Source organism: Enterobacter sp. SCRI0065, assembly GCF_059766475.1.
In genome coordinates this window covers 116,115-132,635 of sequence record NZ_JCBAJB010000001.1, presented here as the reverse complement: position 1 = coordinate 132,635, position 16,521 = coordinate 116,115, and the positions used below count along the sequence as shown (strand labels likewise).

Here is a 16,521-nt window from a genome sequence, read left to right as displayed (position 1 = left end):
AGTCTGGCTTGCTGGAAGAGTCTCACTATTCGGGGGAATATGGGAGGTTTGGTTTGTCCAGCCAATGCGTCAAAAAGTGGGACACTGCTTCGTTACGGCAATGCCCGATAACCGGTAGATGAGCAAGCTCTGCAATTAACTGCGGCATCGCATTCCCCATTATCAGACCGCGACCGACGCTACCCAGCATCTCGCGGTCGTTCATGGCGTCGCCAAACGCCATGCAATCCTGCATCGTAAAGCCCAGGCGGTCGCTCAGTACTGCCAGCGCGGAACCTTTGTTACATCCCACTGGTAACACTTCCAGACAATCCACCGCCGAGAAGGTGAGATGCGCACGAGTGCCTAGCACCTCGTTAAGCTGAACACGCAGGCGGCAGAGATCGTCATGATCGCCACAAAAACAGATCTTGGTGACCAAATGAGCCGGTATACGCCGAAGATCGGTTAACTGATATTTGAATCCGCTGTAGACGTGGGCTTGCAACAGTTCCGGGATCTCCTGGCCTGTAAGCCACCCCGAGTCGTTAAATACGTGGACGCTGGCCTGCGTATCCCAGGTGCTGTGCAGAACCAAATCCGCGATTTCTGGATCCAAATCCTGACGATACAGGACCTCACCTTCGACAGAATGAATCCGGGTACCGTTGCCGGTAATCAGAAAAGCATCAAGAGAAAATGCGCTCAGCAGATGACGCATTTCCAGCACATGACGTCCGGTGGCGAAAGTCAGGGTGACGTCACGCTCATGCAGCCGCCTCAGCGTGCTCAGGGTTTTCTCCCCCAGGCGGTGATCCGGCATTAAAAGCGTGCCGTCCATATCAAATGCTGCAAGCCGCGCCATGATGACTCCCGAAATGTGATGAGGTTAACTTGTGTATCAGTATCCAGTGAGATATACGGAAGTAATAGTGAATAGATAAAAATTATTGTTCCGGGTTTAACATGCGCCAGCTTAATCGTCTTAATCAGTATCAACGTCTGTGGCAGCCCTCGATGGGTGAAATGCAGCAGATCACCGTTTCCGAACTTGCCAGCCGCTGTTTTTGTAGCGAACGGCATGTGCGCACCCTCCTGCGTCAGGCTCAGGAGGCCGGTTGGTTAACCTGGCGCTCGCAATCTGGTCGCGGCAAGCGCGGTGAGCTGACTTTTCACGTTTCGCCAGAATCGCTGCGCAACACGATGATGGAAGAGGCATTGCAAAGCGGGCAGCAACACAATGCCCTTGAACTGGCTCAGATTGCCCCGCAGGACTTACGCGCGCTGTTGCATCCTTTTCTGGGAGGACAATGGCAAAATGATACGCCTACGCTGCGCATCCCTTACTATCGCTCCCTCGATCCTCTTCACCCTGGTTTTCTCCCTGGCCGGGCGGAGCAGCATCTGGTAGGGCAAGTGTTCTGCGGCCTTACGCGGTTTAACGGTAATAGCAGTGAACCTGAGGGCGATCTTGCCCATCACTGGGAAGTGTCACCCGATGGATTGCGCTGGCATTTTTATATCCGTTCTACGCTGCACTGGCATAATGGCGATAAAGTCGAAACCGCGCAGTTACAGGCCAGTCTGTCAGCGCTTTTTGCCCTGCCGGCTTTGCGGAAATTATTGCATAGCGTGATGCACATCGAAGTCACGCATCCGCAGTGTCTGACCCTTATTTTACATCAGCCGGATTACTGGCTGGCACATCGCCTGGCGAGCTATTGCAGCCGACTTGCGCACCCTGAATATCCCCAGACGGGCAGCGGTCCATTTCGCCTGAGCGTCTACGAGCGGGATTTGGTTCGCCTGGAGTCTCATGAGCAATATCACCTGAGTCACCCGCTTCTCAAGGCGATTGAGTACTGGATAACGCCACAACTGTTCGAGCAGGATTTAGGCACGAGCTGTCGCCATCCCGTCCAGATTGCCATTGGGGAGCCTGACGAACTGGCCAGCCTGCGTTTAGTGAGCAACAGCATCAGTCTGGGATTCTGCTATCTGACGCTCAAACAAAGCGCGCGGCTAAGCAAAATGCAGGCACAACGGCTGATGAATATCATCCATCACACCACCCTGCTGCACACGCTACCGCTTGATGAAAATCTTATCACGCCGTCACAGGAGCTACTTCCGGACTGGACCATTCCTGAATGGCCGGACATGAAGGATGTTTCGCTCCCTGAGAGACTAACCCTGATTTACCATCTGCCCGTTGAGCTTCACACGATGGCAGAACAACTCAAACGCTATCTTGCACTTCAAAACTGTCAGCTTTGCGTTATTTTTCATAATGCTAAAACCTGGGACGGCTGCAACGCCCTTGCCGATGCAGATTTGATCATGGGCGACAGGCTGATAGGCGAGGCGCCAGAGTATACGCTGGAGCAATGGTTACGCTGCGATGCCCTGTGGCCGCACCTGCTGAGCGCGCCGCAATATGCGCATTTACAGGCGACGCTGGACGCCGTGCAGACTCAGGTGAGTGAAGATGCCCGAAGCGCGGGACTAAAAGATATTTTTACCCGCTTAATGGAAAACGCCGTTCTGACGCCACTGTTTAATTATCAGTATCAAATCAGCGCCCCTCCTGGGGTGAATGGTATTCGTCTTAACGCGCGTGGCTGGTTCGATTTCACCCAAGCCTGGCTTCCGGCCCCAAAAACGTGAAGAAGCTGGTCGCCGCACTGACCAGACGTTACCATGACGTTTTAATCAATATTGTTGAGACTATTTATGAAACGTGCCGTCGTCGTGTTCAGCGGAGGACAAGATTCCACTACCTGTCTGGTTCAGGCCCTGCATCAGTATGATGAAGTGCATTGTGTGACGTTTGATTATGGGCAGCGACATCGTGCCGAAATCGACGTGGCTCGCGAACTGGCGTTGAAACTGGGCGCTCGTGCGCATAAGGTGCTGGACGTCACGCTGTTAAACGAACTGGCCGTGAGTAGCCTCACCCGCGACAGTATTCCTGTCCCTGATTACGAGCCTGATGCCGACGGCATTCCTAATACCTTTGTTCCAGGCCGCAATATTCTTTTTCTGACGCTCACCGCCATTTACGCATACCAGGTAAAAGCCGAAGCGATTATTACCGGCGTTTGCGAAACCGATTTCTCTGGCTATCCTGACTGCCGTGATGAGTTCGTGAAAGCCCTGAACCACGCGGTCGATCTGGGCATGGCAAAAGAGACACGCTTTGAAACGCCGCTAATGTGGCTTGATAAAGCTGAGACCTGGGCATTGGCTGATTATTGGGGCAAGCTTGACCTGGTGCGCAGCGAAACGCTGACCTGCTATAACGGGATTAAAGGCGACGGCTGCGGACAATGTGCCGCCTGTAACCTGCGCGCGAACGGCCTTCATCACTATCTGGCGGATAAACCAGCGGTGATGGCCGCGATGAAGAAGAAAACCGGGTTGAAGTAAGCTTCACGTCCTGATTCTTTCAAGAGCCGCCTGAGCCTACCATTCAGAGCGGCTTTTATATTTGGGATGCCTCCCTAAAAAAGTCACTACTCGATAATCAGCTCCAGCTTTTCCCTCAGTTCGCCTTCAAGCGGCAAGGCTTTTTGCGTTTTGAGATCGATACAGACAAAAGTAATCAGCGCATCGGCCACTATCTGTCCTTCGGGATCAAGCGTGACCGTTTGACTCAGCACCCCGCTTTTACCATTGAGTTGCTGCACCTGACTGGTAATGGTGAGCACATCACCAAGCACCGCCGGACGGCGATAATTGATATTAATATTGGCCACAATGAAGGCGATGTTGTGTGCCGTCAGCCATTTAAAACTGTCACTGTTTTCCAGCCCATCCCATCGGGCTTCTTCTAGAAATTCAAGATAGCGAGCGTTATTCACGTGCTGGTAAATATCAATGTGATAACCGCGTACTTTGATCTGTGTCTGCATAGCGCAATAGCCTTTGCTGTTGTTATAGGATGTGAGGTCACAACTGGTATGACCTCTTTATCCTGGCAAATTTTTGCCACTGTGCAAGTTATTAGGGTTACAACGTCAGGTGTGCAAGATTGCGTTCAACCAGCGAACTCCCCATACCGGGAACCTGTTTGAGATCGTCGAGAGTTTTGAAAGGGCCGTACTCGTCGCGATAGCTGACGATAGCCTCCGCCTTTTTCAACCCGACGCCATTCATCGCGCGTGCTAAATCTTCTGCTGAAGCTGAATTAATGCTTACCCGCGTACCATCATCCTCGGTGCTTTTACCGGCTTCGACAGCTTTCGTCTTTGCCGGAGCCTGTGCGTTGGTGTCGGCTTTCGCTTCAACGGCCTGCGCTTTCCCCGCAGGTGTTGCCGCAAGCGCGCTACCACTCATTCCAGCGGTGACGATTGCCAGGCTAATAAAAAGTGCTTTGATTTCACGTTTCATGCTGTTTTCTCCTTGTTTGTTGACAGCCAGGTCACGATAGCCGCGCGGTTAAACAAGAACAAATAGCAGATTTCAGAAATGGAAAAGGCCGCGAAAGCGGCCTTTTAATATTGCAGAGCGTTACGAAAATCTGCGAGGGGGTACGTAATTACTGCTGTTGAGTAATGATATCGCCCATCTTGATTTTGGCTTCTTTGCGCAGATTGCTCATCAGCGCTTCGAAGGCGATCTGTGCATTGTTCTGAGTGATACCCTGCACCATCGCTTTTTTCTGCTCATCTGGCATTGTACCGGCCTTCACTTCATCCAGTGCCAGCAGAACGATGTTACCCTGCATGTCGGAGGCCGTACCGAAGCTCGGCTTATCTTTAGCAGGAAGAGGCAGACCAAACGCAGCCTGACTAATCGGATCCTGACCCGTACGGCTCAGCGTTTTAGCTTCACCGAAGCTCAGACCGGCTGCTTTAAGCGCAACATCACCCTTGCCTGCTTTCAGCTCAGCCAGCAGTTTTTCTGCATCAAGCTTCGCCTGCTGTTCGGCTTTGGTATGTTTCACCAGCGCTGTGATCTGATCTTTCACTGCTTCCAGCGGTTTAATGGATTCCGCTTTGTGTTCAGTAACGCGCAGGACAAACGCACGGTCGCCGTCAACAGTGATGATGTCGGAGTTATTTCCCGGAGCACCATTGTCACCCACCAAACCGCCATTGAAGATAGCGTCTGATACCGGTTTAAAGTTCAGCTCTTCCGGCAGATTCTGGTGACCAAACCAGCCAGTGACGACCGCTTTAGTGCCCGCTGCCTGCTCGGCACCAGCCAGAGATTCGTTGTCGTTACTCGCCGCGTCGCTGACTTTCTGTTGCAATGCATAGAATGCGTCCAGCGCTTTCTCCTGCTTCACCTTCGCCGCTATTTCATCACGAACGTCAGCCAGCGGTTTGGTTTTCGCGGGCTGAACATCGTCCAGACGCGCAACCAGGAAGCCCACGGAAGATTTGATCACACCAGAAAGCTGACCTTTGTCCTTGAGACCCGCGTTTTTCAATTCTTCCGGAGTGGTGGCATCTTCTAACCAGCCCATATCGCCGCCGTTTTTGGCAGAGATGATGTCAGTCGATTTTGCTTTTGCCACGGCCGCGAAATCTGCGCCTTTCGTCAGTTCTTCAACAACAGCCTTAGCATCAGCTTCTGTTTTAGTCTGAATCACGCTGTAGCGGTTACGCTGCGCCTGAGTGAACTGGTCCTGATGCTGATCGTAGTAAGACTGGATATCGCTGTCAGACGCGGTTTCCTGCATCGCAGCAGCGTCCAGCTTGATATAACTCACGCGGAACTGCTCAGGTGCGGTGAAATTGCTTTTGTTTTGCTCGTAGTAAGCGTTAATTTCTTCGTCGCTGACCTGCTGTTTAGCGGCCAATGCGTTAACGTCGATAGTCGCTTCACGGACCACACGCTGCTGCGCAACCAGCGCTGCCAGCTCGTCGGTTTCGCCTTTAAGCATGAAGTCAGTACCCACAACAGCGTTAATCAGTTGCTGAGTGGTCAGTTGGTTACGCAGCGCCTGTGCGTACTGATCGGCCGTCATACCCATCTGATTAACGATTGAGTTATAACGAGTGTTGTCGAATTTGCCGTTTGACTGGAAAGCCGGAGTAGAAATAATCGCTTTTTTGATCTGATCGTCGCTGATACCCAGACCCAAATGTTTGGCGTACTGATCCAGCAGCGCCTCGTCGATAAGACGGTTCACGGTCTGCTGACGCAATGTTTTCATGTAGCCTTCATTTGCCGCCAGCTCAGAGAACTGATCGCCTAATTGTTGCTGCATACGATTACGCTCACCCGCGAAGGCATTTTCAAATTGCCCACGGCTGATTTCCTGGCCATTCACTTTTGCGGCGTAGTTGCTGCTACCGCCGATCAGATATCCGCTCACGCCGGTCAAAATGAACGACAGGATAATGATACCGAAAATAATCTTGAGCACGAGACTGTTAGCAGCCGTGCGTAAGCTGTCCATCATGGTGTAACCACACTCCGCTGTAGGTGACTGGTGACCTCACGCTGACGGAAATCCTTACCGCAGCGCGCAAAGCCGTATTGTGACAAGAAACCGGGGCAATTGTCAGCCCACAACTCGTATAAACTCACATAAAGTAGCGCTAGACAAACAAAAAAGGCACATCAGATGATGCGCCCTTGTACTTTTCGGCTTCCCTTTAACGAGAAAGCGATCAGTTTACTGCGTCTTTCAGTGCTTTACCTGCACGGAAACCCGGCACTTTAGCTGCAGCGATGGTGATCTCTTTACCGGTCTGAGGGTTGCGGCCAGTACGGGCAGCACGCTCTTTAACAGCAAAAGTACCAAAACCTACCAGCGCAACGTCGTCCCCAGACTGCAGAGATTCAGTAACAGAAGCAATTAATGCATCTAACGCACGTCCAGCCGCAGCTTTAGAGATATCAGCACCCGCAGCAATTTTGTCAATCAGTTGAGATTTATTCACTGTTCTCTTCCTCTCTTTATAATTTATATCGCGCGTGAATCCCTCACGACGCGACCGCGCAGCAGTTATATCAGGCCTGCCATGACCTTACAACACCCGTTGTTGATGGCTAACCCAATCAGCAATCTAAATTAGCTATACAAAAAAAGGCTGGCAAGTGCGAATTCACTTACCAGCCCTGTTTTTATTGACGCTCTTTGCGCGAGGTCACTATTTTGCGGTTACAACCTGCATTCCTGAGGGTTCATTCTGCAGTGCAAGTGTCAGAACTTCCTCAATGCGTTTCACCGGATGAATATCCAAATCGGCAAGAACATTATCAGGAATCTCTTCCAGATCACGTTTGTTCTCATGCGGAATCAATACGGTTTTGATCCCACCGCGATGCGCAGCCAGCAGTTTTTCTTTCAATCCACCGATCGGCAGCACCAAACCACGCAGCGTAATTTCGCCGGTCATTGCCACATTTGCACGCACTGGGTTCCCCGTCAGACAAGAAACCAACGCGGTACACATCGCGATACCCGCACTTGGACCATCTTTAGGCGTAGCACCTTCCGGTACGTGAACGTGAATGTCGCGTTTCTCGTAAAAGTCTGGATTGATACCCAGTTTTTCCGCACGCGCACGAACCACGGTCAGCGCAGCCTGAATCGACTCCTGCATGACTTCGCCCAGAGAGCCCGTATAGGTCAGCTTGCCTTTGCCTGGAACACAGGCGGTTTCGATGGTCAGCAGATCGCCGCCCACTTCCGTCCATGCCAGACCAGTCACCTGGCCTACGCGGTTTTCGTTGTCAGCACGACCATAGTCGAAGCGCTGCACACCCAGATATTCATGTAGATTGTCGCCGTTGATCTCAATGTGCTTAAGCGTTTTATCCAGCAGAAGCTGTTTAACCGCCTTACGGCACAATTTGGAGATTTCACGTTCCAGGCTACGAACACCCGCTTCACGCGTGTAGTAACGGATAATGCTAACAATCGCACTGTCATCGACCGTTATTTCGCTATTTTTCAGCGCATTACGTTCAATTTGTTTCGACAACAGATGGCGTTTAGCAATGTTCAGTTTTTCGTCTTCGGTATAACCGGACAGACGGATCACTTCCATACGATCCAGCAGCGGAGCGGGAATATTCATGGAGTTGGAGGTGGCAACGAACATTACATCGCTGAGATCGTAGTCCACTTCCAGATAGTGATCGCTAAATGCCACGTTCTGCTCTGGATCTAACACTTCGAGCAGCGCAGATGCGGGATCGCCACGCATGTCCGAAGACATTTTGTCGATCTCATCCAGCAAGAACAGCGGGTTTTTAACACCCACTTTGGCCATTTTTTGGATCAGTTTGCCCGGCATAGAGCCGATGTAGGTCCGGCGGTGACCGCGGATTTCCGCTTCATCGCGAACGCCACCCAGCGCCATACGGATATACTTGCGACCGGTCGCTTTCGCAATGGACTGGCCCAGAGAGGTTTTACCCACCCCCGGTGGTCCTACCAGGCACAGAATCGGGCCTTTGAGCTTATTCACACGGCTCTGCACCGCGAGATACTCAAGAATACGGTCTTTGACGCGCTCCAGTCCGTAATGGTCGGTATCAAGGACTTCCAGAGCCTGGCGCAGGTCTTTCTTAACCTTGCTACGCGTATTCCATGGAACCTGAACCATCCATTCGATGTAGCCACGAACAACGGTGGCTTCCGCCGACATCGGAGACATCATTTTCAGCTTCTGCAGTTCTGCTTCCGCTTTTTCTTTTGCCTCTTTCGGCATTTTTGCCGCGTCGATCCGACGTTTCAGCGCTTCGTTTTCGTCAGGCGCATCATCCATTTCGCCGAGTTCTTTCTGAATGGCTTTCATTTGCTCGTTCAGATAGTACTCGCGCTGGGATTTCTCCATCTGCTTTTTCACGCGGTTGCGAATGCGTTTCTCAACCTGTAGCAGATCGATTTCAGACTCCATCATCGCCATCAGATATTCCAGACGTTCATTCACGTCGGACATCTCCAGCACGGACTGTTTATCAGCCAGCTTCAGCGGCATATGGGCCGCGATGGTGTCCGCCAGACGTGTAGGATCGTCGATGCTATTCAGCGACGTCAGCACTTCTGGTGGGATTTTCTTGTTCAGCTTGATATAGCCTTCAAACTGGCTAATCGCTGTGCGCACCAACACTTCCTGCTCGCGCTCGTCGAGCTGTGGCGATTCAAGGTACTCCGCTTTAGCAGAGAAATGTTCGCCATCATCAGAAAGCGTGGTAATGCGCGCACGCTGCAAGCCTTCTACCAGCACCTTTACGGTGCCATCAGGCAGCTTCAGCATTTGTAAAATTGAGGCCACGGTCCCGACGGTGAAAAGATCGTTTACACCCGGCTCATCCGTTGATGCTTCTTTCTGCGCAACCAGCATGATTTTTTTATCATGATCCATGGCGGCTTCAAGGCAACGGATAGATTTTTCCCGCCCTACGAATAAGGGTATGACCATGTGCGGATAAACCACCACATCGCGCAACGGCAATACGGGGATTTCAATGCGTTCAGAACGCTCAGGATTCATAGAGCTCTCTCTTAGTTTAGTGTCCGCCAGGTAATCAGGCTATGTGACTGTGCTGCACACAACCATAAACATGTAACCAGTATATGGGGATGTTTCCCACACATTCAACGCTATGAATACGGAAAAATAAAAGGGGAGATAAAATCCCCCCTTTTTGATTAACTGCTTGTATGATTTGGTGAATTATTCGCCAGATGCCTGCTGCGCTTCCGGCTTGCCGTAAATCAGCAACGGCTTCGATTGCCCGCCGATCACAGACTCGTCAATCACCACTTTCTCGACATCTTCCATGGACGGTAAATCGTACATAGTATCGAGCAGAGCGGCTTCAACGATGGAACGCAGACCACGCGCACCTGTTTTACGGATCATCGCTTTCTTCGCGATGGCAACCAGCGCTTCGTCACGGAATTCCAGATCAACGCCTTCCAGATTGAACAACGCCTGATACTGCTTAGTCAGCGCGTTTTTCGGCTCTTTCAGGATCTGAATCAGCGCATCTTCACTCAGTTCATTCAGCGTTGCCACTACAGGCAGACGACCGATGAACTCAGGAATCAGGCCAAATTTGATCAGATCTTCTGGCTCAACCTGAGACAGTAATTCACCTTCATTTGCTTTTTCAGACTTGGCTTTCACCGTCGCGCCAAAACCAATGCCGGAGCCGGTTTCAACACGGTTAGCGATCACTTTATCCAGGCCTGCAAACGCACCGCCACAAATGAACAGGATTTTAGAGGTATCGACCTGCAAGAACTCCTGCTGCGGATGCTTACGTCCACCCTGCGGCGGAACGGCAGCGACGGTACCTTCGATCAGTTTTAACAGAGCCTGCTGTACGCCTTCACCGGACACGTCACGGGTGATAGACGGGTTATCGGATTTACGCGAGATCTTGTCAATCTCATCGATATACACGATACCGCGCTGCGCTTTCTGTACGTCGTAATCGCACTTCTGCAGCAGTTTCTGAATAATGTTTTCAACGTCCTCACCCACATAACCCGCTTCGGTCAACGTGGTGGCGTCCGCCATGGTAAAGGGGACGTCCAGCAGACGTGCAAGCGTTTCCGCTAACAGCGTTTTACCGGAACCCGTTGGGCCGATCAGCAGGATGTTACTCTTGCCAAGCTCAACGCCATTACTGGTATCGCCATTACGCAGGCGTTTGTAGTGGTTGTAAACCGCAACGGCCAGCACTTTTTTCGCTGGTTCCTGACCAATGACATAATCATCAAGGTGATGACGGATCTCATGCGGTGTCGGTAATGCACTGCGCTCACGGTGCGGTGCAACTTCTTTAATCTCTTCGCGAATGATGTCGTTACACAGATCAACACATTCATCGCAGATATACACGGACGGCCCGGCAATCAGTTTACGCACTTCATGCTGGCTTTTGCCGCAAAAAGAGCAGTACAGCAGTTTGCCCGAACCATCTTTGCGTTTATCTGTCATGAGTCCAAACCTCTTTTTAAGTTCTTTGTGCCGCACATGACGACGCAAATGCCATTTTCAGACGCAAGTCGCTATGAAGCAAAATGCCGCCCTACCTTAGTATAGCGGCACACTCGCGCCGTGGGCATCAATTACGATGGGTCAAAATGGAGTCGACTAAGCCGTACTCAACTGCCTCTGATGCGGAGAGGAAGCGATCGCGCTCGGTATCGCGCTCGATCTGCTCAAGTGATTGACCCGTATGGTGCGCCATAAGTTCATTCATGCGTCCTTTAACCTTCAGGATTTCACGGGCATGAATCTCAATATCTGTCGCCTGACCCTGATAACCGCCAAGAGGCTGGTGAATCATTACGCGGGAATTAGGCAGACAGAAACGCTTGCCTTTTGCTCCTGCCGTTAGCAGGAATGCACCCATCGAAGCTGCCTGCCCCATACAAATGGTGCTGACGTCAGGCTTGATGAACTGCATGGTGTCATAAATGGACATCCCGGCGGTGATAACGCCACCCGGAGAGTTAATATACAGGTAAATGTCTTTTTCCGGGTTTTCTGCTTCCAGAAATAACATTTGCGCCACGATCAGGTTTGCCATGTGGTCTTCGACCTGGCCAGTCAGAAAGATAACGCGCTCTTTAAGCAGACGGGAATAGATATCAAAAGAACGTTCACCTCGAGAGGTCTGTTCAATAACCATTGGCACCAGAGCCATATGGGGTGCAAAGTTATCTCGTTCGCCACTGTATGACATTTCCGTCTCCTGGATAAATATAGAAAATACCTGCTGTACTGATTGTAACCTTGTGGACGGATTATCAGCCAGTCTCTTTCATCGTGCTTTCACACTTATGGGGTCAGTATCGCCATATTTCAAGCATAACAATCTTTTGTCGTAACGCTAACACCGAAAGGGCGTTTTAGCACTCTTCCTGGGCTATTACTGCGATAAAAAAAACCCGTCACCAGAAGGCAACGGGTTTTTGTTCAAACTTTAAACGGTTAGGCGAAATTACGCCTGCTGGTTCATCAGTTCGTTGAAAGAGGTCGCTTTTTCAGACACTTTCGCTTTAGCCAGAACAGCTTCAACAGCCTGCTCTTCCAAAGCCACGTTGCGCATGTTGTCCATCAGCTCTTTGTTGCTGCCGTAGAACTCCACTACTTCGTTTGGATCTTCGTAAGCAGAAGCCATCTCAGCGATCAGACCTTTCACACGCTCTTCGTCAGCTTTCAGCTCGTGGGTACGAATCACTTCGCCCAGCAGCAGACCAACAACGACGCGGCGTTTAGCCTGCTCTTCGAACAGTTCGCGAGGCAGTTCCAGCGCTTGCTGCTGGTTGCCACCGAAACGCTGTGCAGCCTGACGACGCAGAACGTCGATTTCGCTGTCGATCAGGGCAGCAGGAACGTCGATTTCGTTCGCTTGCACCAGACCTTCGATTGCCTGAGTTTTCACGCGGTTACGCACAGCGCCGTTCAGCTCGCGCTCCATGTTTTTACGCACTTCAGCACGCAGGCCGGCAACAGAACCATCTTCAACGCCGAAACGTTTGATGAATTCTCCAGTCAGCTCTGGCAGCTCGCGCTCTTCAACTTTTTTCAGGTTGATAACGAACTTAGCCGCTTTACCTTTCAGGTTTTCAGCGTGGTATTCTTCTGGGAAGGTCACGTCGATAGTGAACTCTTCGCCGGCTTTGTGGCCTTTGATACCGTCTTCGAAGCCTGGGATCATACGACCCTGACCCATCGCCAGTACGAAGTCAGACGCTTTACCGCCTTCGAATTCTTCACCATCTACAGAGCCGGAGAAATCGATGGTTACGCGGTCTTCATCTTCAACTGCGCCGTCTTTGTCTTTCCAGTTTGCCTGCTGCTTACGCAGAGTATCCAGCATGCCATCAACGTCGGTATCGGTGACTTCTACAACCGGTTTTTCAACTTCGATAGTTTCCAGACCTTTCAGCTCGACTTCTGGGTACACTTCAAACTCTACAGAGTAGGTGAAGTCTTCGCCCATTTTGTATTCGCCCGGAACGTAGTTCGGCGCGCCAGCTGGATTGATTTTTTCTTTAATGATCGCATCAACGAAGTTGCGGCTCATCAGGTCACCCAGCACGTCCTGGCGTACAGAGGCGCCATAACGCTGAGCAACAACATTCATTGGTACTTTTCCCTTGCGGAAGCCGTCAATACGTACTTTTTTTGATACGTTGACCAGCTCGCTTTTCACAGCAGTTTCGATGCTGTCAGCAGCGATAGTAATCGTTACACGGCGGCCAAGGCCTTGAGTGGTTTCAACTGAAACTTGCATCTTATTACCTCAAAAAAATCACGGTGCTCGGTCAACTCTGAATTTGTCTCGCAATACCGGGATGCTCACTTTTAGCAGATTCACATTCCCTGTCGCCAGAATCATCCCGAAGACATTCATTAAGACGCGGCATTATAGCGGCATCACTTGGGTGAGTCGAGAACGGTTGGGGCATCTTACTGCGGCTTTTTGCACAAAATATGGCTATTTTTCGCCTCAAAAACGCCCCAGACGCTCAAAACACGGATAAAACAAAACGGCCCGCAGGCCGTCTTGACAAAATCTCTATGCAACATACTGGAAAAGCTCCAGCGGTTGCAACCAGGATTGACTACGCGATACTTCCTGCGCCGCGACAAGGTGGAGAGGCTAATACAGTATCCTGCAACCCTTCCCACTCCTTAACGGTGTAGGTATGCAGCGCCAGCGCGTGAACGGTCGAGGACAGCTCTTCTGTCAGAGTACCGTAAATCATACGGTGACGATTGAGAAATCGTTCCCCAGTAAAGCGATCGCTTACCAGTACCACTTTGAAATGGCTTTCAGAACCTGCCGGTACGTTATGACGGTAGCTCTCGTCAACAACTTCGAGGAACACGGGGTTAAACGCTGTCCTTAATTTTTCTTCTATATGTTCACGTATCATCATGACATTACTCCTTCGACAACGCTGATAGGTCACCCATCCCTTTAAATATTAGCCGCTTTTACCGCTTCCATTACAACATGGCAACAAATATTTAGCTTTCATCTGATTTTCTCATTCAAAGGAATGAGGTCCACTCTCTACGTCATACGTTTTGACTCCAACGATATGACTTAAGGAACTCGCCGCGGTCAGAATTCGGACAAGACGATGAATTTACATGCGTTGACCACTTCCCCTCGCCGTTGGCGATGTTATGATGGCGGCAATTTTTCTCTCTATATGCATACGATCCGTTGAGACCCTGAAATGTTAAAAAAACTCATTTTACCGTTGGTAGCTCTCTTTATGCTGGCAGGTTGTGCCACTCCGCCAACCACCATTGATGTATCCCCTAAAATCACGCTGCCTCAGCAAGATCCGAGCCTGATGGGCGTGACCGTGAGTATTAACGGTGCCGATCAGCGTCAGGATCAAGCGCTGGCCAAAGTCACTCGTGACAACCAGCAGGTAACGTTAACCGCTTCTCGCGATCTGCGTTTCTTGCTGCAAGAAGTGCTCGAAAAACAAATGACGGCTCGTGGCTATATGATTGGCCCAAGCGGCGCAGTTGATCTGCAAATCATTGTCAGCAACCTGTACGCCGACGTCTCTCAGGGCAACGTGCGTTACAATATCTCCACTAAAGCTGACATCGCCATCATCGCAACCGCGAAGAGTGGCAACAAGATGACCAAAAACTACCGTGCCAGCTATTCTGTTGAAGGTGCTTTCCAGGCTTCAAACCAAAATATCGCCAATGCGGTTAATAATGTGCTGACCGATACCATTTCCGATATGGCACAGGACACCAGCATTCACGACTTTATCAAGCAAAACGCGCGTTAAGTCAGCAACTGACCCGGCGCTTTGCCGGGTCAACTTCATAAACTCATGTCCAATAATTACTTACGCATTTTCCAGCAACCGAAATCAGCGATTCTGCTGATCCTCGGCTTTGCGTCTGGTTTACCCCTCGCGCTCACCTCCGGCACGCTTCAGGCGTGGATGACCGTTGAGAATATCGATCTCAAAACGATCGGTTTCTTCTCTCTTGTCGGCCAGGCCTACGTCTTCAAGTTTTTATGGTCACCAGTGATGGACCGCTACACGCCGCCCTTCCTTGGACGCCGCCGTGGCTGGTTAGTGATGACGCAAGTTCTGCTGCTAGTGGCAATTGCCGCAATGGGATTCCTCGAGCCTTCAACGCAACTACGCTGGATGGCCGCCCTCGCCGTAGTAATTGCCTTTTGTTCCGCATCGCAGGATATCGTTTTTGATGCCTGGAAAACCGACGTGCTATCGGCAGAAGAGCGCGGAACCGGTGCGGCAATTAGCGTACTGGGCTATCGTCTTGGGATGCTCGTCTCAGGTGGGCTGGCACTATGGCTGGCCGACCGCTATCTCGGATGGCAGGGCATGTACTGGCTGATGGCAGTACTGCTGATACCCTGCATTATCGCTACCTTTTTTGCGCCGGAACCCAGTGACGTTATTCCCGTTCCTCGCTCGCTGGAGCAGGCGGTTGCCGAACCATTGAAGGATTTCTTTGGCCGCAATAATGCCTGGCTGATTCTGCTGTTAATCGTCCTTTATAAGCTCGGTGATGCATTTGCCATGAGTCTGACGACCACATTTTTAATCCGTGGTGTTGGCTTTGATGCAGGCGAAGTGGGCGTCGTGAACAAAACGCTGGGATTGTTTGCCACTATCCTGGGAGCACTTTACGGTGGTGTTTTGATGCAGCGCCTGTCGTTATTCCGCGCACTACTGATTTTCGGTATTTTGCAGGGGATTTCCAACGCAGGCTATTGGCTACTCTCTATTACCGACAAGCATATGATAAGCATGGCGACCGCTGTCTTCTTTGAGAATTTATGCGGTGGTATGGGAACAGCGGCGTTCGTCGCATTGCTCATGACGCTTTGCAACAAGTCATTTTCCGCGACGCAATTTGCTTTGCTGTCTGCTCTTTCGGCGGTGGGTCGCGTTTATGTAGGCCCCATTGCGGGCTGGTTTGTAGAAGCCCACGGCTGGCCAACGTTTTATCTGTTCTCGGTCTTTGCAGCCGTCCCAGGGATTTTGCTGCTGCTGGTTTGCCGACGCACCCTGGAATACACCCAGAAGACAGAACACTTTATGCCGCGAACGGAATTTCAGCGTTCCTATCGAATCGCCTTGCAGTTGCTGATGGTCGGTAGTCTGATGCTGGTAATGTGGCTGATTGTATTGATCGTCAATGCGACAACGTCTCTCGACCTCCCCTTTGAAACGTTGTTACTGGACGTAGGGGGGCTTCTTGCCATCATCGGGATCGCAACCGGCGGTATCCTCGATTTCCTGGCCTTACGAAAAACACACATGGCTTAAAACACAGTCAATGCGGTTATTTCCCGTGGTAATCACGGATGTAAATTATAACGGGAAAATAACGGACGCCTGGAAAAAAAATATTTGTTGTTTTGTGCGGGATAGGATTCGGAAATTATTGGAAGACATGTCAGAACGTTATTTTCGTAAAACGATTCAGCCTCTGAAACATTGAATTTTCGTTTTTTAATTGTCTATAAATTGATAGCCAATTGTTAATTAATTGTACAATATTGACATTGGTTATACCAATTGCC

General features: G+C 50.8%; 14 protein-coding genes. 4 read left to right on the top strand and 10 right to left on the bottom strand.

The features are described 5' to 3' along the window. Positions 1-25: 25 nt before the first annotated feature. The gene (cof, locus tag AC6EMZ_RS00610; RefSeq protein ID WP_498400439.1) at positions 26-844 is read right to left on the bottom strand and encodes an HMP-PP phosphatase; all 819 of its coding nucleotides are present in this window, start codon (positions 842-844) and stop codon (positions 26-28) included. A gap of 101 nt (positions 845-945) precedes the next feature. Between cof and AC6EMZ_RS00605 the strand changes: the two genes are divergently transcribed. Further along, positions 946-2,646 (top strand): SgrR family transcriptional regulator, encoded by a 1,701-nt coding sequence (locus AC6EMZ_RS00605; RefSeq protein WP_498400438.1) that lies wholly within the window; start codon positions 946-948, stop codon positions 2,644-2,646. Between the two features lie 66 nt (positions 2,647-2,712). Further along, positions 2,713-3,408, top strand: a complete 696-nt coding sequence (gene queC, locus AC6EMZ_RS00600) for a 7-cyano-7-deazaguanine synthase QueC (RefSeq protein ID WP_498400437.1) — start codon at positions 2,713-2,715, stop codon at positions 3,406-3,408. A gap of 86 nt (positions 3,409-3,494) precedes the next feature. Here the strand turns inward: queC and AC6EMZ_RS00595 are convergent, their stop codons facing one another. The 9 genes from AC6EMZ_RS00595 to bolA form a co-directional block, all read right to left on the bottom strand. Next, positions 3,495-3,893, bottom strand: a complete 399-nt coding sequence (locus AC6EMZ_RS00595) for a YbgC/FadM family acyl-CoA thioesterase (RefSeq protein ID WP_498400436.1) — start codon at positions 3,891-3,893, stop codon at positions 3,495-3,497. A 97-nt stretch (positions 3,894-3,990) separates the two neighbouring features. Beyond that, complete coding sequence (locus tag AC6EMZ_RS00590) at positions 3,991-4,371, bottom strand: helix-hairpin-helix domain-containing protein (RefSeq protein WP_498400435.1); 381 nt, start codon at positions 4,369-4,371, stop codon at positions 3,991-3,993. A gap of 148 nt (positions 4,372-4,519) precedes the next feature. Beyond that, positions 4,520-6,394, bottom strand: a complete 1,875-nt coding sequence (gene ppiD, locus AC6EMZ_RS00585) for a peptidylprolyl isomerase (RefSeq protein WP_498400434.1) — start codon at positions 6,392-6,394, stop codon at positions 4,520-4,522. Positions 6,395-6,605: 211 nt separating this feature from the next. Next, positions 6,606-6,878, bottom strand: coding sequence for a nucleoid-associated protein HU-beta (gene hupB / locus AC6EMZ_RS00580; RefSeq protein WP_010428111.1), 273 nt, complete (start codon positions 6,876-6,878; stop codon positions 6,606-6,608). A gap of 210 nt (positions 6,879-7,088) precedes the next feature. Further along, the gene (lon, locus tag AC6EMZ_RS00575) at positions 7,089-9,443 is read right to left on the bottom strand and encodes an endopeptidase La (RefSeq protein ID WP_498400433.1); all 2,355 of its coding nucleotides are present in this window, start codon (positions 9,441-9,443) and stop codon (positions 7,089-7,091) included. Positions 9,444-9,626: 183 nt separating this feature from the next. Next, positions 9,627-10,901, bottom strand: a complete 1,275-nt coding sequence (clpX, locus tag AC6EMZ_RS00570) for an ATP-dependent protease ATP-binding subunit ClpX (RefSeq protein WP_498400432.1) — start codon at positions 10,899-10,901, stop codon at positions 9,627-9,629. 127 nt (positions 10,902-11,028) lie between these two features. Then, complete coding sequence (clpP, locus tag AC6EMZ_RS00565) at positions 11,029-11,652, bottom strand: ATP-dependent Clp endopeptidase proteolytic subunit ClpP (protein ID WP_003021624.1); 624 nt, start codon at positions 11,650-11,652, stop codon at positions 11,029-11,031. 258 nt (positions 11,653-11,910) lie between these two features. Beyond that, positions 11,911-13,209 carry a trigger factor gene (gene tig, locus AC6EMZ_RS00560; protein ID WP_498400431.1) on the bottom strand — a complete coding sequence of 433 codons (1,299 nt, stop codon included), beginning with the start codon at positions 13,207-13,209 and terminating at the stop codon, positions 11,911-11,913. Between the two features lie 331 nt (positions 13,210-13,540). Next, entirely contained in the window at positions 13,541-13,858 is a 318-nt protein-coding gene (gene bolA / locus AC6EMZ_RS00555) for a transcriptional regulator BolA (RefSeq protein ID WP_498400430.1), read from the bottom strand. Positions 13,859-14,164: 306 nt separating this feature from the next. Here bolA and AC6EMZ_RS00550 point away from each other — a divergent pair, with 306 nt between their 5' ends. Both AC6EMZ_RS00550 and ampG read left to right on the top strand, forming a co-directional pair. Beyond that, complete coding sequence (locus tag AC6EMZ_RS00550) at positions 14,165-14,743, top strand: lipoprotein (RefSeq protein ID WP_498400429.1); 579 nt, start codon at positions 14,165-14,167, stop codon at positions 14,741-14,743. Positions 14,744-14,788: 45 nt separating this feature from the next. Continuing rightward, positions 14,789-16,264 (top strand): muropeptide MFS transporter AmpG, encoded by a 1,476-nt coding sequence (gene ampG / locus AC6EMZ_RS00545; protein WP_498400428.1) that lies wholly within the window; start codon positions 14,789-14,791, stop codon positions 16,262-16,264. The last annotated feature ends 257 nt before the right edge of the window (positions 16,265-16,521 follow it).